Consider the following 19,132-nt stretch of genomic DNA (forward strand, 5'->3'; position numbering starts at 1 on the left):
ATAATCCTCGGATTCAGTTGCATTGCTCCCCTCTAATTAGTTGAGGAAATATCAGCTTTGTTGGTGGGTGCTGCTATTGGTTTTTGATGAGACAGATGTGAGATTAAACAGCGGTTTTACTCCTTAGATTCTATTGTGAACTTCGCTGTGGTATCTAGAGGTTGTATCTGTCAGAGAAGCTTTTTGTTCGCTTCATATTATTAATTTAGCACCTTCTTCTAGAAGCGCAAGTACCTGCAACTAAACTTTACATTCTTAGAAGTAACCACGGATAATTATGAAGTTAAATTAAGCATTGAGCTTTCTAGCTGCTCAGCTAAAATAGTAGAGTTCGGCTGTGCTTGCTGCTGCGAGAAACGGCATAATATTTGTATGAAAACAACCAAACTCATCAAACTGTGCGCCTTATCGATCGGCATATTCCTGCTGTGCAGCAGTGCAGTAACAGCGCAAACGACGGCGAACCCTCAACCTGGGCAAACTTACACTAACCAAGAGATTCTGCAACAGTTGGTAAAGGCAAAAGTCGTGTATCTGGGAGAAACCCACGATAGCGCGGAAGACCATCAAGCTCAACTGGCGATTATCCGAGAGATGCAGCGGCAAAATCGGAAAATTGCGATCGCGATGGAAATGTTTCAGCGTCCCTTTCAAAGCGCGATCGACAACTACTTAGCAGGTAAACTGACTGAACAGCAATTAGTCGAGCAAACAGAGTACGATCGCAGATGGCGTTTTCCCTGGGAATCTTACGCCCCCATTTTGCGGTTTGCCAAAGAAAATCAACTACCTGTCCTCGCCTTAAATACACCATCCGAAGTAACGAGAAAAGTTGCGTCTCAAGGTTTAGAAAGCCTCACAGCAGAGGAAAAAAAGCACATTCCCCCAATATCCGAAATTCGCACCGACAACGCCGAATATCGGCAACTGCTGCTAGAAGTTTTCCAGCAACACCAAAAGGCAGCACAGGGAAATAGTACGGGTTTTGAAAGATTCTTGCAAGCCCAAGTTTTGTGGGACGAAACTATGGCGGAAAAAATAGCTGAATTTGTCAAAGCAAACCCCGACTATCAAGTTGTCGTGTTGGTGGGGAAAGGACACATTATTTACGGTTACGGCATTCCCAGTCGAGTCGAGAGGCGTTTGGGAGTCGGGAGTGTAAAAGTGCGATCGGTCTTATTTAATTCCAGTGAAAATCTTCCTTTGTCGGCAGATAGACCCATTGCTGACTTTGTTTGGAAGCATTGATTTGATATAATCTCAAAAATATAACCCACTCAGCCAGAGGGAGAACCAAATCGTGAAAGTTAAGCGTCTAAAAATGAACTCATTCCGAGGCATCAGCGATTTGACCCTGGATTTTGATACAACAGATGAGCCGACTGTGTTCATCGGTATCAACGGTGTGGGGAAGTCCAGCATACTTGAGTGTTTGGCTATTCTTCTCTCCTGGCTGACACAGCGAATTCAAACTCCCAATAGTCCTGGACGTTCTTTCAACGAAGATGATATCAAAAACGGATGCAAAGAAACTCACAACGAAATTACAATTTCAATCAATGACTGGCCGGAAGTGGTATGGTCTTTAACCAAGGTCAGGAAAGAGCCAAGCAAGGATACTAGCAGCAACCTTGGGGACTTAAAAAAAGTTGTCGCTCGCATACACCGTCAGTTAGATGCTCCTTCTTCCGCAGCATTGCCTCTGGCTGTTTACTACCCAACTAACCGTGCCGTACTTGATATTCCTTTGGAGATTAAGACGAAACATTCGTCTGAGCCGATAACTGCTTATGACGAGGTTCTCACGGGAGGACAGATCGATTTTAGGCGCTTTTTTGAATGGTTTAGAGATCGGGAAGATTTAGAAAACGAATTACGACTAAATAATACTAATGAGTATCGCGATCACCAACTAGAAGCAGTCAGATATGCGATCGCTAACTTACTAGACGGCTGGTCAAATTTACGGGTTAGGCGATCGCCTTTGCGAATGACTGTTGTAAACAAAGAAGGCAAGGAACTGATCGTCAATCAACTATCCGATGGTGAAAAATACTTGTTAGCACTAGCAGGAGATTTAGCAAGGCGCTTGGCGATCGCAAATCCGAATCCAGAGTGCAAGCCGCTTGAGGGTTCCGGCGTTGTTTTGATTGACGTGATTGAGCTCCACTTGCACCCAAAATGGCAACGGGCGATTATTCCGAATCTGAAAAAAACATTCCCAAAATGCCAGTTTATAATTACGACTCATTCGCCACAGGTAATCAGCGATCTCAAATGGGTTCATCTTTTGAGGTCAACATCTGAAGGAATTGCGATCGATCGAGTACCATCCTTTGGGAAAGATAGCAATCGGATTCTAGAAACGCTTATGGAAACTCCAGAACGTCCGCAGCAAATTAAGGAAGATTTACGTAAATTGTTTGGCTTGATAGACAAGGGCGAACTCGGAAATGCACGGCAATTTCGCCAAAAATTAGCAGAGAAAATGGGAGAAGAAGATCCTGAATTTGTGAGAGCAGATTGGCTAATTCGACGCAAGGAAATTCTCAATAAATGAAATATATTCAAAAGGGGAAAGAACCTGAAAATTTTTCCAAATGGAAGGCTAAACAGAAGTCTATCGATGTCAACTATGATTTCAATAGTCTTCGCAACCCTGAGAAAGCAGAGGTACACAATTCTTTGCTAAGCGAACAAGGCTATATTTGCTGCTACTGCTGTATGAGAGTTGAGCAAAGCAATAGCCATATTGAACATCTAGACCCTCAGAGCAAGACTGATGCAGAATTATCTGTTGAGTACACAAATATGCTAGCTTCTTGTGGCCGAGATACATATAAGCCAGACTATCGTTGGCCAGAGTATTGTGGTCATAAGAAGGCGGATCTTGCGATCGGGGTTTCGCCACTACAAGCTAACTGTGAAGAATTTTTTGATTACTCTAGCACTGGTGAGATACTGCCAGCAAATAATTTAGATGATCCAAAAGATGCTCAAACAACCATTGAAGTTTTGGGACTCAATCATCCTGACTTAATGAAGGGACGAATTCAAGCACTTGAAGCATTGCAAGGAATCATGACACAGGAAGAGGCTGAATTATTAGCTCAAGATTGTCAACAAATGAATGGAGAAGGGCGATACCAGCCTTTTTGTAATGCTGTTTTGTATTTTCTAAAAAATTATTTTGGTGTTTCTTAAGTTTAATGTTACCCAAAGATTGCGCGATCGACCATCGGACTTAATATAAACTTGACTCCACCGCATCACCCGATCGCACAAAATCAAATCGCCCGCAGATTGCAGAAACTCGATGCACCAAGGCACACTTTACATATCGGTCTTCGGTCGGTTATATTTACTACAAACTGCGCGCCCGGTGTGGGAGACTCCTCAGTCAGGCCTGCCAGGTTTTTTATTGGTGACAATTTATTTAATTAATATATCTTAAGGAAAGAAACAGCCAGCCCCTTCCTTTGCTAAAATTTATCTTGGAAATGTCAAGATTATCTTGTCAAAATATCAGGAAATACCGTGAACAATACACCAAAAATACTTGCATTTGCCGGAAGTACCCGCGAAGCATCCTACAACAAACTGCTGGTAAAAGTTGCGGCGGCTGGGGCTACGGCGGCGGGTGCAGAAGTTACTTATGTAGATTTGCGCGATTTGCCGATGCCGCTATTTGACGAAGATTTAGAAGCAAAAGAGGGAATGCCAGAAAATGCCCGCAAATTGAAGGAATTGATGGTAGCGCATGACGGGTTTTTGATAGCTTCCCCTGAATATAACAGTTCAATTACGCCTGTGTTGAAAAATGCGATCGATTGGGTATCGCGCCCAGCACCGGGTGAACCGGGATTGGTGGCATTTACTGGCAAAGTAGCGGTAATTATGAGTGCTTCCCCAGGGGGAATGGGCGGTTTGCGGGGATTAGTGCATTTGCGATCGATCCTGGGGAATATTAACGTATTGGTGCTCCCGGATCAGAAAGCAATTCCCCAAGCTTTTGAAGCATTTAATGCTGACGGTACGATGAAAGATCCCAAACAGCAGGACGCTGTTGAGAATCTCGGTGCTAAGTTGTCTAATGTGCTGTCGAAATTAATCGCCTGAAGCACTAAATTCATTTTGCAGTAGGGACACAGCAATGTTGTGTCCCAATCCCAGCATCTGTTATTGTGCTGGCTGCATCAAGTGCGATCGCCTTGCAAAATTGCTACGATCGTAGTTGATTGCCTGTTATACTCAACCCCAAATTAACATGACATTCACCGGATATCCCGACTCAGCACCTGGTAAAACGAGTAGTCGCGCTTGAGAATTGCACTTAGAAAATCATCCGTCTGGTGAATCCCTGAAATTGTGCTATCGAGATTAGTTCGATCGCAAACCGCATAATTTTTTGAGTTTCTTCCAAAGTTTATTCTTGTATCTTCCCACAGGCTAACTCTTCGACCTAGCCCATATACCACTCATCTACTTTTTCCAACACCGCAGTAAATCAATTTACCCTTGTGCCTCTACTTGAAAACGGGTATAATTTTATTTCTCAGATATAATAGCGAGTTCAAAACTTACCACAAATTGTACGAAACCGCATCACCCGATCGACGTAAAACAAAACCACCCGATCGCAGATTGGCAGAAATAGACGAGAGTAGGCATACTTGAACCATCGGTCATCGGTCGGTATATTTCTTCCAAACAGCACGGCAGGCGTGGGAGACTCCTCCGTCACGCCTGCCCTGCCGTTTTATTTAATAATTGTTCGATTTCCTACGGCATAGCTTCCCTTCGCACAAATCACCCCATTTTTTTCTTCTTCCAAGCCTCCACAAACGGCAAAAACACCGACACCAACTCCTGCCGGTTCATCACCAAAGTCGGATAAGAAATCCTCCCGTAATTCTTCCCCACTTCCAGCGGAAAAATACCCTGGGATTCCAGCGGCAACCAAACCGCACCAGCAGCCTTCACAATTACCCAACTCCCGGCAATATCCCAAATTTTCGGCGTCGCTTCCACCCCTCCCAACACCGCACCCGAAGCCACCGTCAAAAAATTGTAACTAGCCATACCCAACATCCGAACTTTACTCGGAAGATGAGGCGCGATTCCCACACTCCGCGAACACAAATTAAAAAAATGATTTCCGCTCATTTTATCAGCACTCGGCCGAATTGGCTGCCCGTTTAAAAACGCACCTTGAGGCATATTGTCAAACACGCCGCCCGCCAACTCAGGTGCAAAAAAACCGTGAAAAGACTGATTAATTGGCGGCAAATGCACGCAGCCAAAAACCGGAGTTCCGCGATACAACAAACCCAAAGAAATACCCCAAATCGGAATTCCCCTAGCAAAATTAGTTGTACCATCCAAAGGATCGACAATCCAGCACCATTCAGTATCGGGGAAAACCTGTTCTCCTTCCTCACTTAAAATCCCGTGAGTGGGGAAAGCAGATGCGATCGCACTTCTAATTTCTGCATCCGCCCAATTGTCCGACTGCGTAACCAAACTCCCATCATCCTTCTCATCCGCTTGTGCAGAACCGAAATCTTGCAACAACTGCTGCCCCACTCCATCGACAGTAACCCGTGCAAAACTTAAAATAGAATCCCAAAAATGTTTCATGAGTTATTAGTTATTGGTTATTAGTTATTGGAACTATTAACTGACAACTGCCAACTGCCAACTGGCAACTGACAAAACATCAGTCTAAGTCATTTTCAAGAATAGTGGCGATCGCACTTTTAGCATTATCCTGAAACTCCTCAACATCCACCCTACCCAACAGCCAAACAGCCAGAATCATACCCACCGCCGGCACCGCAAACACCAACCCATAGGCCAGCATCGGCACCCCAAACAAACTCCTGCCAAAATCCAAAATAGCACCGCCGCTAACCGTCGCCACCCCCCGCGCCATTGCCTGCGACAAACCCCAAGCGCCAATAAAAGTGCCAGCAGTTTCTGCAGCAGTCAAATCCAACATCAAACTCAGCGCACCCGTCGTCGTAATTCCCGAAGCTAAACCAAACAACATTAAAGCCGACTTAAACACAATTGGATTTCCTGTAAATCCCGATAAAATAATTAAACCAAAACAAGCCGCCACCGACAAACAGCCCAACCTAATCGTATTTTGCTTGCCGAGGCGCGGTACAATAAAAAAACCAGTTGTAGCCAAACCGATCAGAGTACCAGTACCGTAAATAGCATTCAACCGAGTAGTTTCCGAAATCGCCATCTTAAAAATTTCCCCGCCGTAAGGTTCCAAAACCGCATCCTGCATAAACAAGCAAATTGTCATAACCAGCAGGAAAGTAAAAAATAAACCGGTTTGGCGACTAGCAGTCAAAATCCGCAGCGCACTTCCGAGAGTAATTTTATCTTCTCGATTCACGGCGGACGATCGCACTTTGTACCGCGAATACTTTTTCTCAACGCCAAAAGTCGCAATCCCCACCAACAGCAAAACAAGCGCCGGCACCTTCACAAACAAACCATTAATCGAAGCCTGCAACACTTCCCGTGGCACATCCCCATCAATTTGCTTCAGCAAACCGCTGCTAATAATCGCCCCGATAATAATACCAACCATCAGCATCGACCACACCACACCCACCAACTTCGATCGATCCTCCTCATCGGAAACATCCACCAACAAAGCAGCAAAAGGAGTCGAACTCGAACAAATAGCAATACCGTAAAGCGCAAAAATCAAACCCAACAAACCCACCCAACCGTAAGTAGGAGTCGTCCAACCCACAGCCTCCAAACTGCTGCCCAAGCGCCACATCACCTGTACCGCCAAAAAAGCAGAAATCACAAACAAAACGCTTCCTACCCACACATAACCTGTGCGGTGATGGCCAAACAAAGGCCTAGCATCAGACATTTGCCCGAACCACACCCTAGCCGGCGCGACAAACTGGTGCATGGCCAGCGTACCAGCCACCACAGTAGCCGGAATCGCCAACTCCTTAATCATGATGCGATTGAGCACCCCCAGCGTCAAAATCGACATCATGCCCAATCCCATCTGAAACAAACCCAACCGGAACATAGTCAGGAGGGAAACTCTTTTGATGGCAGGAGTCGCGGAATCTGTTAATCTTGAATCTGGCAAACGGTCGATCGACATAGCTATTCAAATAAACACAGCATCAGCATTTATAGTAACTGACATACTCGCCACCAGCCGTGTTTCCTCCCCCGGCTAGAAGCTCGATCGCGACTATTTATAGAAAAATAATAGACAATAAAGAATTGTGGATTTACCAACCGTGACAACCATTACCCTAGGACAAAATGGCCCAGCCGTCATTCCCCTGTGCGTCGGAACTTGGGCTTGGGGCGACAAACTATTTTGGAACTACGGCAGCAACTACGGCGCCGTCGAAGTCGAAGCAGCATTCAAAACATCCCTAGACAGCGGAGTCAACTTTTTTGACACAGCCGAAGTCTACGGTAACGGCTTGTCAGAAGAATTACTGGGGCAGTTTCTCAAAAAAACCACCCAACCCGTGCAAATAGCCACCAAATTCGGCCCCGTACCTTGGCGGATTACAGGAAAATCAGTTTCCGACGCTTTGAGTGCCAGCTTAAAACGCTTGCAAGTAGAACAAATAGCCCTCTACCAAGTGCACTGGCCATTCACTTTTTTACTGAGTCAAGAAACCCTGATGAACGCCTTAGCGGATGAAGTAAAACAAGGCAGAATTCAAGCAGTAGGAGTCAGCAACTATTCAGTAGAACAGATGCGGCAAGCCCACAAAATACTAGCAGCAAGAGGCGTTCCCCTAGCAACAAATCAAGTCCGTTACTCCTTGCTGTCGCGGCAAGTAGAAAAACAAGGAATTGTGAGTGCAGCCCGCGAATTGGGAGTCACAATTTTAGCGTACAGCCCCTTAGCCCAAGGATTGCTTACCGGCAAATACACAGCCCAAGAACAACCTACAGGAGCCCGCAAAATGGACTCGCGCTTCAGTAAAAGCGGCATCGAAAAAATCGAATTAGTCATGTCTACCCTGCGAAAAATGGGCAGAAAGCGCGATCGCACGCCTGCCCAAGTTGCCCTAAACTGGTTGATATGCCAAAACGGAGTCATCCCCATTCCCGGCGCCAAAACCGCAAAACAAGCCCAAGAAAACGCCGGCGCATTAGGCTGGACTTTAAGCCAAGATGAAGTCAACCAACTAGAACTAATGACTCGTCCCTGGCTAGAATAAATTTGTTAATTGTTCACAGTTCACTGTTGAATGTTGAGTGTAAATATCCTGTAGGTTGGACCCGTAGAATGAAACCCAAGTTCTACCCAACCTACAGTTCATTTCCCTCTTCCCTCTTCCCTCTTCATTCTTCATTCTTCCTTCTTCCTTTGTCTTAGTATGAAAATATTAACTGATTGGGGTTTCACACGCGAAGGCTGGCGCAATAACAGCCGCGGCGAATATTTAGTTTTGCTTCAAGGAGGATTGCTCACAGGATTTGTAATCTTACCAGTTTATCAACTGCCCGGATTAAAAATTCAATCAACCCACTTACTTTATATTATCTGGTTTATAGCCAGTCTTCTCGGCTTAACCGGATTAATTTTCATCATCAAAGCATTGATAGACTTAGGAAAAAACCTCACCCCTTTACCGTATCCCATAGAAAACGGAGAATTAGTCCAAACAGGCATTTACGGAATAGTGCGACATCCATTATACAGCGGCTTAATTTTAGCAGCCCTCGGCTGGACACTTTTTCAAATGAGCATATCCCACTTAATAGCCAGCGCACTATTAATAATACTTTTCGAGATCAAAGCCAACCGAGAAGAAACCTGGTTAACCAAAAAATATCCAGACTATTCAGAGTACCGCCACAAAGTCAAAAAACTAATTCCCGGAATCTATTAAAAGCTCGATCTAAAAACCTCGCAGTCAACAGTCAACAGTCAACAGTCAACTGTTTAAAGACCATTACCAATTAGAATAAACGGTGCCCAGTAGTATGGATGATGCAAACGACTGGCCACTGACGGTTTCAAACCGCTGCGAGTTTGAGCTAAAATTGATAAATTGGCCGATCGACCGAACACTGAATCATCACCTGTAATTAAGGCAATTTGTGCTTTTTGCAAAGCTTCTGCCTTCTTATTTCCCGACAGCAACGCCGTATAAAAAGCTGTCATCAACGCTTGAGTGCCGCCATCATCTACTCTCCATAAAGATGCGATCGCCGCTTTTGCCCCTGTTTCCTGTATCTGGTAGCCAAAACCTAAAATTTCTTCTCCATTACCTAGTTGGCCACCTATTCCCGTCTGGCAAGCACTCAATACTACCAAGTCTACATTCAGTAGATTTAAAGTTTGAATATCGGGCATGGTAATTGTATCCCCATTACCAAGCAAAATAAACGAATCTTCGGGTTTTCCCGTAACAAACATAGCATGAGTTGCCAAGTGTATAATTGTATAATCTGGTAAGCGGGGGATCATTGTTGCACGATTGAATTCCCGGTCTATTAATTTTGTAGTTCCTGGCATCATCGCGGCTAAATTTTCCACTTCTTGCCCCGCAAATTGCAAACCCGAAAAAGCAAATCGAGTAGACCCCCGTTCAAAATTATAACGACCCGTAGCAAAAGCACCAGCTAAAATGTGAGGTTTAGCAGCAGTTTCTCCAGTGAATTTTGTAAGGCTCGTAGCAGTAATGTTATTAATGGCAAACCGCTGCCCCAACCATTGTTTCCCATCATATAAAGCTGCAAGGGGAATGTAGCGCAACTGTCCGTCAGGAGCATAAATAATGCTTTTAGTTTGTGCTTCATTCAGATCGTGTTCGAGGGGTTTGATTAGTCGATCGTAAAGTTTCTTGGCTGGGATTGTGGCATCGGATTTTGGATCTTCCAAAGCCATGCGAAATTCCAGAATTGCTTGATTGAGTTCTTGCTTTTTAACTGTTACTGTACGCCGGAATGGGGGAGCATCAGCAGTTGTTATTACTAATTCTAAACGGTCTTCTAAAATTAAAGGCTGAATCAATACTGCCTTTTTTTCTAACCCCTGCAATATGTTGGCTCGGATGTTAGTAAGTTGAGCTAGATTCACAGTTTGTACTTTAGCATTAGGGCTGAGTTGTTGGACAATAGCAACAATTTCAGGAGAATTAATAAATTCGTTGAATGTGCCGCGCATTTGCTGTTGCATTTGTCTGAGATTGGCGATTTCTTGTTGTTGCTCGGATGTGCGATTAGCTTGAGTAATTTTTTCTAATTCAGCAAGCTTTCTGCCTAGTTGAATCTCTCTATTTAAAATTTCATTGTGCCTATCTCGGATTTGCTGTTCTTGAGGAGTTAAGGGAATGCCTTGTGCTGTTTGTTCGTTTCCCCGAACGGAATGGAGATAATCTTCTATTTCTTGAATTTTGAGTAAATCGAGGACTTGTTGTGCTTCTAAAACTCGGTCTTGTTGCAGTAATAGATCGGCGAGATGGCGATAGGTATCGGCGACTGTTGTTGTATAAGAGCGCTGTTGGGAAATAGGGAGTGAGTGCAATTCTTGACGAATTGATTCAGTAACATTAACGGATGATTTATAAAAGACGATCGCCATCTCAGGTTGATTTTCTTTCTCTAATACTTCACCGATGTTACTAAGAATAAGACCTTCAATTCGGCGGTCGCCAATTTCCCTAATGATTGCTAAAGCTTTTTGGTAAGAATCTAATGCTTTTTCAAATTGATTTAAACTTTTATGAACCCTGCCAATTCGATAGAATGTTCCTCCTGCCCAAGGCTTCTCTCCTAATTTTTGAAAAATTGATAATGCTTGTTTAAGCACTTCTAAAGCTTGAGAATATTGCGCCAGATTTTGATAAATAGACCCTATTTGGCTTAAAGTACGGGCTATACTGCTACGTTCGCCGAGTTTTCTACGAATAACTAATGCTTGTTGATAAAATTCCAAAGCTTTTGAATACTCTCCTAGCTGTTCGTAAGCCCACCCAATATTATGAAGACTGTATCCTTCAGCAGATCGATCGTTAAGTTGTCTACTAACAGCCAGAGATTGCTGATGGAAATCTAACGCCTGCAAATTCTCACCCAAGTCAGTATAAACTATTCCAAGATTATTCAAAGCCCGTGCCATGCCTGGTTTGTCATCAACTTTCTGACTAATAGCAAGACTTTGTTGATAAAATTTAATAGCTTGAGAATATTGGCTTAGATTTTTGTAAGTTATACCAATACTGTTGAGAGTTCTCGCTACTCCAACTCTGTCATTAATTTCCTGATAAATTGCAAAACTACATTGGAAAAATTCTAACGCTTTAGAATTCTCTCCCTTGTAAGAATATACTTTTCCCATTTCATAAATAGTTTTTCCCATACATACTTTATCAGCGAGTTCCTGGCAAATAGCTACAGATTGCTCAAAAAACTGGAGAGCTAGTGAATATTGGCCAAGAGAAGTATAAACCTCTCCTATTGAACGGCTGGTTTCTGCAATACCTTTGCGATCGCCAAACTCTTGACGAATAGCCAATACTTGCTGATAGATCTCCAATGCTTCTTTATATTGATTGTTATGAAACTTTTGGATGCCTCTCTGGAAGAGCAATGCTACTTCAATTTGATGGTTGGGAAGTGTTGAAACTGGTGCTGCAAACGCAGTTCCAAGCAATTTTTGAGGTTGGCGAAAGTTTAAGGCTTGTTCGTTCAACAAAAAGCTCAAACTTACTGTTAATACCTTGAAATAGAAGTCTCTGGAAAGCATAGAAGACTTTTAGAAATAATTTGTATTACTAAAACTAAACTGAACTTCACCCCATGAGGGGGAGTTCAGACTAAAGATAGTTCCTTCGCCATCTGCTAAAAATAAAGGGACTGTAACTTATGTCAGATTTATTGTTCCAAAAGTTGGGTTAGTTCTATAGCTATTGTTGATTTTTAATTAATGTTGATCGTCACCATTTGTCCCGACAGGATGATCGCTCTTTGATGGTCTATTATCACCCCAATATCTATCATCACCCCAATATTCATCTGGGTTTGTGACTCCTAGTAACTCAGTATTCCCATTATTGGAACCATACCAATCTAGTTGAGTTTCTAAAGGAGAGCTAATGATTTGTGCTATTTCCTCACTAATCTGAATACTGTTTTCGCTAAAAGTTGATAGAGCTTCTTCGTAAGAATATACAGCTTGCTTCCTATATATATTGCCAATATTGGTTAGAGTATATGCAACTCCTGCCCGATCGCCTATTTCTTGATAGATAGCTAATGCAGCTTGGCAATACTGCAATGCAGTTGCATATTTGTTGGCTTCAAATTTATTGTGCGCTTTTTGTAGCAAGTTAAATGCTATTTGATTGGTAGATGTTTCCGAATTCATTTTCGTTCTTGCCTCTTACTTTACTATTTAAAATCTGCACTATAAAAAACTGTTTTCCGGAAAAAATCCAAATTATCTCTAAATTAATTCCCCAATACTTTGGAAAACTGTTGCGGTTTTGCCCAACTTACCTTGAATTTGGCAATCTGCGTTTCAATTTCCTTAACTCTTTGCGTATTTCCTAAAGCTTTGTGACTGTTTATGGCTTGCGTCAACCAGCGAACTGCTTCTTGCTTCTCGCCGATCGCCACATAGATTTCTCCCAAAGCCTCTTCTAGTTGTGCTTGCTCCCCGATATCTTTGGCTGCACTAGCTAATTCGTGTGCTTTTAGATAATGGTTTTCAGCCAGCAAAGTCACCCCTTCTTGCCAGTATAACTCGCCTAGCTTGCGATATGCAAGAGCTTCCTGAATACCTGTTGCTACCAATGCTTCCAATGTCTCGATCGCCTCCGATTTCAAATCCGAACCGATGTAAAAATAAGCACGTTGCAAAGCTTTTGTTTTATCTGCAATTTTTCGATCTTCAATTAGATCGATCGCCCCTATCACAAATTGCTTTTCCGTCGTTGGTAGCATTCGGAAGCTTCGATCGCGTAGTTTTTCCTCCTCCGATGTCCTGCCGTTCTCAGCTTTGACCACCAGTAAATACTCAATTCCCGGTTTCAGTTGTGGTGCTGCCGGATACACTAACTCATTTCCATTAAGTTTTGTTTCCCAAATTGCCCGGTCGCCCTTCACTAAACTCACAGTATAGCTATCCACACCGGGAACTTTATTCCAACGCAATTTCGGTCGATCGTTCAGCAATAATGTGCGCCGAGGACTGATAATATAAGGAATTAAGGCATCAAGAGGTCCGCGAGGATCGGCAGTATACTCGTCACAATTAGCCAGGAAGATTTCTTGTTGAGAAGCATCTGAAACTTGTGGAGTCAATCCATTAATTACAGGATAAACCTTTGATGCTGTTGTTATCAAGATTAAAGGCAATAACAAAAAACTCAAGAAGTAAGTAAAAAATTTGTTGTTTATACCTATTAATGTCAACTTGGATTGAGGATTATTTTTCATTACTTATCACCTAAATTATTTAGAGCAGGAGTTAACTGTAAGTTGTAAAATTTTTTGCTAAATTCTTGCTGCACCCATCTCTGTTCTTCTGGAAATTCCGATGGCAATTTATCATAGCATTTCTTCCAATTGGATATAGATTCTTGTTTATTGCCTTGACGTTCTAAAAGAACTGCTTCCAAACAGTAAGCAACAGAGCGCTCGCTGGAAATATTAATCGCTTTCGTCAAGTTATTGTTAGCCTCTTCATATCGCCCTAACTCCAACTGCGCCCAACCTAAATTTTTGTGTATAGTGTACGTTGTCTTAATATCTGTGGCAAGTGGTAAAGCTTTTTCTAACAGCGGTAGAGCTTTCGCATATTGTCGATCTAAAATTTCCAGCCGCGCCAAATTATTTAAAGCTTTATTAACACCTGCATTGATAGCAATTTGATATGCAGCGCGAGCCTTGTCATACTCTTGTTTGTCTTCATAAATTACGCCTAAGTTATAGTTAACTCTTCCATCATCTGGTTGAAATAATAGAGCTGTTTTATAATATAATTCCGCAGTGTATAAACGTTTATTTACGTAATTACTCAAACCTTGTTTGTTAAAATAAAATACTATTTGGGGTGATAACGTCCACCAACCACCTAGCAAAAACAAGCTAGCTAGAGCTAGTTTACCTACCCAGTTAAAACTTAGCCTATCTGCGTTCGCATTCGTTTTACTTCGCTCGATCGAGTAATTAATTTCTGGCAACGGTTTCGCCAAGCTTTCCAAGTGCGAGCGCGAGTTTACCCCTGCCAAAATTTGCAATATTTCCTGGCAAGTTTGCGGTCGCTTTCCGGGAAAAATCGCCATCATTCGGTCGAGCGAATCTGCCAGATGCGGTGAAACTTGCGTTGCTTTATCTCGCCATATCAATTCACCATTGTCAGGATTTTTAGGTAAATCGATGGGCAGTTTTCCTGTTAGTAAATAAACCAAAGTACGTCCTAAAGCAAAGAAATCAGATTGCGGTACTGCATGACCATCTGCTTGTTCGCTTGGCGTATAACCAGCGGAAATAATCGCAGTCCCAGTATAATTTTCTTTTTGTTGCCGCAAGTAAGTTTCTGTTAGTTCTCGCACCGCACCAAAATCAACTAATACCAATTTTCCATCCGGCTTTAACATGATATTGGACGGTTTAATATCTCGGTGAAAATACTGCTGATCGTGCAGTAAATTGAGAAGTTTTGTTAGTTGAGTTAACCACTCAATGGCTGTTTCTGTAGTTATTGGTTGATTAGCTCTTGCTAACATCCACTCTTCTAAATTTTGACCTGGTATTTTCTCCATTACCAGACATGGTAACGGTTTGCTACTACCTTCAGGCCAAGTAAAATAGCCGTCTGTTTCTACACGAGGAATGCCAGGATGCCTTTGGCTCATTAAGAACTCTGCTTCTCGCTGAAATAAAATGGTGGCTTTTTGCTTAATATCTGGGTTATTAAACTTATCCAAATTCAAAACTTTTAATACTTTGGTAATACCACCATCATCTACTTCAAAAATATCGCCAAAGCCACCGCCGCCAATCCGAGCGATTACTTGATAGCGACCTTGAAGTAAAAACCCTGGATAAATTAAGCTACTTGAAGTCATCTTTCTGTTTCTCCCAGCAGTTTTAAAATATTTTTTTCAGCGTACTTACCAGCTTGAGAAGGAGATTTACGCAATTTTAATAAAAGTTCTTCTAGCTGCTTTTGAAACGGACTCCCCAGTGTCAAGTTCAAACGCTCTCTAATTATATTGAACATCGGGTTTGGCTGAGTAGTTTTAGCACCGTCTATTTCCGGGTTTTCATCTAAACCATGACTTCCGATAAAACCTAGGTGTTCGAGAGATTCCGCTTGCATTGCTTCTCGAAGATTTTGACATATTTGTTCAACAAGTTTATGAGTAACATATTTCATCATCACAGGTTCGAGAGTGAATTTGGATTCAGCACTAGAAGGGGAAAGCTCTTTTTCGATTAAGGAACGTCTTACCAAGGATTCTAATACTGTTAGTAATTCTGATCTAGAAACGCCGGCTGATAATTTTGCTTTCAATTGGTTCAAGGAAATCGGCTGCTGTTCAATTGCCAGCCAGTACATCACAGCTTTTCCTACATCTGATAACCGCTGAAAATGTTCGTTAAGTAGATTGCCAAAAATATCGCCAATAACTAAGGAGCTTTGAGCGATAAATTGACTAATATTGCCATTAAACAACTCTTGAATTGTGGTACCAGTAAATTTCAGTGCAGCAGGATGACCTCGGTATATTTGTATCAGTTCATCTAAGCCGTTTTCTGAGGCAGAAAACCCAATGGCCGCCAAAAGCATTTTTGCCTCTGTTTGTTTTAAGCCTTTAACTTGTAATGTACGCACAGGTAAGGTTTCGCCTGCTAAAGAGGATATCTCTACAGGTTTTTCTCGCGATAGGAGTAACAAGCAGCTTTGATGCCGCTCTTCTCCGATTCGCCGCAGTAGTTGACCGTACCCTTGATAACCGTCTCGGTAGTACCCAGCAATGTCTCCACTTCGCAAAATCATTTCCCAATCATCTAGGATTAGCAAACAACGGCGATCGCGCAAACTCTTGAGCAGGGAAGAAATTTGCTCGTCTACAGTGGTTGGAAGTTGCGTGTCTTGGGAACTGCTTGCAAATGAATTCAACTCAGTCAAGATTGTGAGTAAGGCAGGTGCATGGCGGAGACTGCGCCAAATTAGGTATTCAAAACCACCCTGAATTTGTTCTCCCAGTTTAGCAGTCAGAGCCGTTTTACCAATACCTCCCATACCCAACAGCGCCACCAAGCGACAGCGATCGTGGAGTATCCATTGACTGAGGGTGTTTAGTTCTGCGGTGCGACCGAAAAAAATTGAGGCATCCGGTGCTTCACCCCAATCTTGGCGTAAAGGAGTGCCTGTAACTGCAATTGGCTGTGCGACTGTCTCTGACTGCAAGAGCGATCGCCTTTCCAATGCCGCTTGAAAGTTTCTTTTACTGACTCTTTCCCCTAAAGCTTCCGAAAGCAGCTTCCATAACTTGGGGCCCACATCTTGCATCAGGTATTCAGCAGTGTATCCGTAAGCCTCTGCAACCTTATGATACTCCTGTCCTTGCCAAGCTCCCCTCAGAATTATTACTTCTATATCTTTTAAATGTCTGTTTGTTTTGGCAAATACGGCGGTATCTGCGAGTTTCAGCGCTTCTTCAAAATTCATAACGTTAAAAATTTTTAATTGGATCTTGAGTATAACCTGAAGTTTACTGAGGTTTACTTAGTTAAACTGAGATTCCCTCAGTATTTTTGTTTTTGCATTTAAGTTTAACAACTTAGGTTATCTATATAGACCGCATAATAACCACGGGCTACAGTATAAATGTCAGCTCAAACAAGTGATTTAAAACAATATCAATGATTTTATATTTGATGTTTTAGATCGATGGATGCAAGTTTACAAAAGTTTGTCACTTTTTCTCACCGTCAGGGCGATCGGCTCAGGCAGAGTAAAAGCTGCTAACGCCATATTTCTAATTCCAATACAACACTTACCTTGAGGTAAATTATGACTGTTAATCATAATGTTCCGTATTTCAGTCAAGAAGATAACGAGATTGAACCCTGGCGCACTTGCGGTGCTACAAGTACGGCAATGTGTCTGAAATACTTTCAAGTTGCAGATTTAGGTCACTTTGCACAGTACGAGGATGATGTTAAAAAACGTTTCGATCGGCTGGGAATAGATCACGGTTCTCCCGATGGCATCAAAAGATTGTTAGAGGGTTTAGGGTTGAGAGATAATTTGACATTGAAAGGGGGTCTTTCAGACATCACTCGGTCTCTCGATTCTGGCGAGATCTGTATATTGCACGGTTTTTGGACGAATTCGGGTCACATTCTAGTTATTCGCGGTTATAACGCCAATGGTGACTTTTTTGTGAATGACCCAGCCGGAGAATGGTTCTACTCAGGCTATCGGAAAAATTCCCGATTTTCACCAGATAACAAGGGCGAAAACAAGTTATACAGTCGTAAATTGATATCCTCCACTGCCAATGCCTTTAGTTTGCGTGAAGCTTTATCTTTTTATGACAATTGGGATAGTAGCAAGATCGAATCTACTGCAACAATGTGGCTGCATCGAATTTCTAAATAAGTCGGAAAAATGCCGGACTTTTCAATTGATATTACTGCGGTAAATTAGCCAGACTAAAAAAGGTTCGTAGTGAGGACTTTAGTCCGCCTTTTACCCAAATATGCAAGAAAGGACTGAAGTCCTTACTACAAACATTATTACTACTTGGAGAGCTGAATATGACGATTGAAAAAGTTGAGTTACAAATCAATGACGGGATTATTGATACCCCTCACCTGATTGATGAGGTCGAAATCCTGCAAAGGCGCTTGAAAGATTGGGGATTATTACCAAAAGATGCCAAAATAGACGGACTTTTTGGGTCTGTCACTAAGGCAGCAGTGGAGCAATTTCAACGGATGCGCCCCGCCGATCGCAGCAAATTTGTCCCAGGTGGACTAAAGGTAACAGGTAAAGTCGATCGCAATACCTGGGCCGAGTTGCTGAAGGTAAAGCCAGAAGAGATCGCAATAGTTAGTCGCACAGCCAAGATGTGGGATATGCCCGGTGGCTTCCCTAGCGTCGATCATATTTTAGATATTGCTCAATCTCCGTCGGAAATTCGCCCCTTTGCCAAGAAAAATTTGCCTCTTATCCTCGATCGATGTCTCGATAATGGCGTCATCGATCGGGGGCAAATTGCCTATGTTTTCGCAACTGCCGAACATGAATCCCATTTTGGACGCTTCATGATGGAGTTAGCTGATGGGTGGGATTATGAAGGTCGCGAAGATTTAGGGAACACTGAGCCCGGTGATGGTCCTCGTTTCAAAGGAAGAGGTTTTGTCCAAATTACAGGTCGTCGAAACTATCAAATCTGGAGTGAACAACTCGGAATTAATTTGATAGATCGTCCAGAAAAAGCTGCTCTCCCTGAAATTGCTGCCATGATTCTAGTTCGGGGAATGCGTGATGGTAGCTTTACGGGTGTAGGTTTGAGTGATTTCATTGTGGGCGATCGACGCGATTTCTTCAACGCCAGAACAATAGTGAATGGACGGGACAAGGCCGACATCATCGCGCAGTTCGCGGAGTATTATTTCAAAGCCCTAGCCTAAAAATTAAACAATTTGGAGTCATATTAGGAGGTTAATCAAATGACAGATTCTTCTAGCTTTGAGACTCAACCCAATGCTTCTGAACACGGAAAAGAGCTGGCTGAAATTATTCAGGAGGATAACGGAAAATACTCGACAATGCGAGCCATGAGTTTTATTGCGCTGATTGCAGCGATTGTTTTTGGTGCGATCACAATAACTAGCAAAGATTCTGAGGGAAGATACATTACAACTACTTTTTTAGTTGCTGCTTTTGCCCCAAAAGCCGTGCAAAAATTTGCAGAACGTCCGTAAGTAAAGTTGGTATGACTTACGCACAGGCGCTTAGAAACCGGGTTTTTTTACGAAAATACACAGGTTGTGACCCGCAGATTCGGTAAAAAACCCGGTTTCTGGAATCGGAGTGCGTCCAAGACTGGCTGAGTTAGATAGATGATTAAAGCAG

Annotated in this window: 17 protein-coding genes; 9 read left to right on the top strand and 8 right to left on the bottom strand. The window is 42.7% G+C overall.

Going from position 1 to position 19,132, the window contains the following annotated elements; genetic code table 11:
* The first annotated feature begins 372 nt into the window (after positions 1 to 372).
* From QUA62_RS04350 to QUA62_RS04365, 4 genes are all read left to right on the top strand, one after another.
* A complete protein-coding gene (locus tag QUA62_RS04350; protein WP_333402611.1) occupies positions 373 to 1,248 on the top strand; it encodes a ChaN family lipoprotein in 876 nt (291 codons plus the stop codon).
* Between the two features lie 52 nt (positions 1,249 to 1,300).
* A complete protein-coding gene (locus tag QUA62_RS04355) occupies positions 1,301 to 2,560 on the top strand; it encodes an AAA family ATPase (RefSeq protein ID WP_333402613.1) in 1,260 nt (419 codons plus the stop codon).
* Complete coding sequence (locus QUA62_RS04360; protein WP_333402615.1) at positions 2,557 to 3,204, top strand: retron system putative HNH endonuclease; 648 nt, start codon at positions 2,557 to 2,559, stop codon at positions 3,202 to 3,204. The genes QUA62_RS04355 and QUA62_RS04360 overlap by 4 nt, the downstream gene beginning before the upstream one ends.
* A gap of 333 nt (positions 3,205 to 3,537) precedes the next feature.
* Positions 3,538 to 4,119, top strand: a complete 582-nt coding sequence (locus QUA62_RS04365; protein ID WP_333402617.1) for an NAD(P)H-dependent oxidoreductase — start codon at positions 3,538 to 3,540, stop codon at positions 4,117 to 4,119.
* A 454-nt stretch (positions 4,120 to 4,573) separates the two neighbouring features.
* Here the strand turns inward: QUA62_RS04365 and QUA62_RS04370 are convergent, their stop codons facing one another.
* The 3 genes from QUA62_RS04370 to QUA62_RS04380 form a co-directional block, all read right to left on the bottom strand.
* On the bottom strand, positions 4,574 to 4,744 hold the full coding sequence (locus tag QUA62_RS04370; RefSeq protein ID WP_333289790.1) for a hypothetical protein: 171 nt from the start codon (positions 4,742 to 4,744) through the stop codon (positions 4,574 to 4,576).
* 65 nt (positions 4,745 to 4,809) lie between these two features.
* Positions 4,810 to 5,640 carry an inositol monophosphatase family protein gene (locus QUA62_RS04375; protein ID WP_333402619.1) on the bottom strand — a complete coding sequence of 277 codons (831 nt, stop codon included), beginning with the start codon at positions 5,638 to 5,640 and terminating at the stop codon, positions 4,810 to 4,812.
* Between the two features lie 79 nt (positions 5,641 to 5,719).
* Positions 5,720 to 7,153 carry a BCD family MFS transporter gene (locus QUA62_RS04380; RefSeq protein WP_333402621.1) on the bottom strand — a complete coding sequence of 478 codons (1,434 nt, stop codon included), beginning with the start codon at positions 7,151 to 7,153 and terminating at the stop codon, positions 5,720 to 5,722.
* Positions 7,154 to 7,295: 142 nt separating this feature from the next.
* Here QUA62_RS04380 and QUA62_RS04385 point away from each other — a divergent pair, with 142 nt between their 5' ends.
* Together QUA62_RS04385 and QUA62_RS04390 are read left to right on the top strand one after the other, a co-directional pair.
* Positions 7,296 to 8,240: an aldo/keto reductase gene (locus QUA62_RS04385; protein ID WP_333402696.1), complete on the top strand. Its 945-nt coding sequence runs from the start codon at positions 7,296 to 7,298 to the stop codon at positions 8,238 to 8,240.
* Between the two features lie 159 nt (positions 8,241 to 8,399).
* Complete coding sequence (locus QUA62_RS04390; protein ID WP_333402623.1) at positions 8,400 to 8,915, top strand: isoprenylcysteine carboxylmethyltransferase family protein; 516 nt, start codon at positions 8,400 to 8,402, stop codon at positions 8,913 to 8,915.
* Positions 8,916 to 8,968: 53 nt separating this feature from the next.
* Here the strand turns inward: QUA62_RS04390 and QUA62_RS04395 are convergent, their stop codons facing one another.
* The 5 genes from QUA62_RS04395 to QUA62_RS04415 all read right to left on the bottom strand — a co-directional run bounded on the left by QUA62_RS04395 (position 8,969) and on the right by QUA62_RS04415 (position 16,714).
* A complete protein-coding gene (locus QUA62_RS04395; protein WP_333402625.1) occupies positions 8,969 to 11,776 on the bottom strand; it encodes a tetratricopeptide repeat protein in 2,808 nt (935 codons plus the stop codon).
* 177 nt (positions 11,777 to 11,953) lie between these two features.
* Entirely contained in the window at positions 11,954 to 12,397 is a 444-nt protein-coding gene (locus QUA62_RS04400; protein ID WP_333402627.1) for a tetratricopeptide repeat protein, read from the bottom strand.
* Positions 12,398 to 12,480: 83 nt separating this feature from the next.
* Complete coding sequence (locus QUA62_RS04405; protein WP_333402629.1) at positions 12,481 to 13,470, bottom strand: tetratricopeptide repeat protein; 990 nt, start codon at positions 13,468 to 13,470, stop codon at positions 12,481 to 12,483.
* Positions 13,470 to 15,104, bottom strand: coding sequence for a protein kinase domain-containing protein (locus tag QUA62_RS04410; RefSeq protein WP_333402631.1), 1,635 nt, complete (start codon positions 15,102 to 15,104; stop codon positions 13,470 to 13,472). Before QUA62_RS04410 ends, QUA62_RS04405 begins: the two co-directional genes overlap by 1 nt.
* Entirely contained in the window at positions 15,101 to 16,714 is a 1,614-nt protein-coding gene (locus tag QUA62_RS04415; protein WP_333402633.1) for an NB-ARC domain-containing protein, read from the bottom strand. The genes QUA62_RS04410 and QUA62_RS04415 overlap by 4 nt, the downstream gene beginning before the upstream one ends.
* Positions 16,715 to 17,059: 345 nt before the next feature.
* Between QUA62_RS04415 and QUA62_RS04420 the strand changes: the two genes are divergently transcribed.
* From QUA62_RS04420 to QUA62_RS04430, 3 genes are all read left to right on the top strand, one after another.
* Positions 17,060 to 17,650, top strand: coding sequence for a C39 family peptidase (locus tag QUA62_RS04420; protein ID WP_333402635.1), 591 nt, complete (start codon positions 17,060 to 17,062; stop codon positions 17,648 to 17,650).
* Between the two features lie 158 nt (positions 17,651 to 17,808).
* Positions 17,809 to 18,687: a peptidoglycan-binding protein gene (locus QUA62_RS04425; protein ID WP_333402638.1), complete on the top strand. Its 879-nt coding sequence runs from the start codon at positions 17,809 to 17,811 to the stop codon at positions 18,685 to 18,687.
* Between the two features lie 39 nt (positions 18,688 to 18,726).
* Entirely contained in the window at positions 18,727 to 18,981 is a 255-nt protein-coding gene (locus QUA62_RS04430; protein WP_333402640.1) for a hypothetical protein, read from the top strand.
* The last annotated feature ends 151 nt before the right edge of the window (positions 18,982 to 19,132 follow it).

It is taken from the genome of Microcoleus sp. MON1_C1, assembly GCF_036701945.1.
GTDB lineage: Bacteria > Cyanobacteriota > Cyanobacteriia > Cyanobacteriales > Microcoleaceae > Microcoleus.

Excerpts from the sequence above, each read along its gene's own strand:
- QUA62_RS04350 (WP_333402611.1), top strand. The coding sequence starts at position 373 with ATGAAAACAACCAAACTCATCAAACTGTGCGCCTTATCGATCGGCATA.
- QUA62_RS04360 (WP_333402615.1), top strand. The coding sequence starts at position 2,557 with ATGAAATATATTCAAAAGGGGAAAGAACCTGAAAATTTTTCCAAATGG.
- QUA62_RS04375 (WP_333402619.1), bottom strand. The coding sequence starts at position 5,640 with ATGAAACATTTTTGGGATTCTATTTTAAGTTTTGCACGGGTTACTGTC.
- QUA62_RS04380 (WP_333402621.1), bottom strand. The coding sequence starts at position 7,153 with ATGTCGATCGACCGTTTGCCAGATTCAAGATTAACAGATTCCGCGACT.
- QUA62_RS04390 (WP_333402623.1), top strand. The coding sequence starts at position 8,400 with ATGAAAATATTAACTGATTGGGGTTTCACACGCGAAGGCTGGCGCAAT.
- QUA62_RS04395 (WP_333402625.1), bottom strand. The coding sequence starts at position 11,776 with ATGCTTTCCAGAGACTTCTATTTCAAGGTATTAACAGTAAGTTTGAGC.
- QUA62_RS04400 (WP_333402627.1), bottom strand. The coding sequence starts at position 12,397 with ATGAATTCGGAAACATCTACCAATCAAATAGCATTTAACTTGCTACAA.
- QUA62_RS04405 (WP_333402629.1), bottom strand. The coding sequence starts at position 13,470 with ATGAAAAATAATCCTCAATCCAAGTTGACATTAATAGGTATAAACAAC.
- QUA62_RS04410 (WP_333402631.1), bottom strand. The coding sequence starts at position 15,104 with ATGACTTCAAGTAGCTTAATTTATCCAGGGTTTTTACTTCAAGGTCGC.
- QUA62_RS04415 (WP_333402633.1), bottom strand. The coding sequence starts at position 16,714 with ATGAATTTTGAAGAAGCGCTGAAACTCGCAGATACCGCCGTATTTGCC.
- QUA62_RS04420 (WP_333402635.1), top strand. The coding sequence starts at position 17,060 with ATGACTGTTAATCATAATGTTCCGTATTTCAGTCAAGAAGATAACGAG.
- QUA62_RS04425 (WP_333402638.1), top strand. The coding sequence starts at position 17,809 with ATGACGATTGAAAAAGTTGAGTTACAAATCAATGACGGGATTATTGAT.
- QUA62_RS04430 (WP_333402640.1), top strand. The coding sequence starts at position 18,727 with ATGACAGATTCTTCTAGCTTTGAGACTCAACCCAATGCTTCTGAACAC.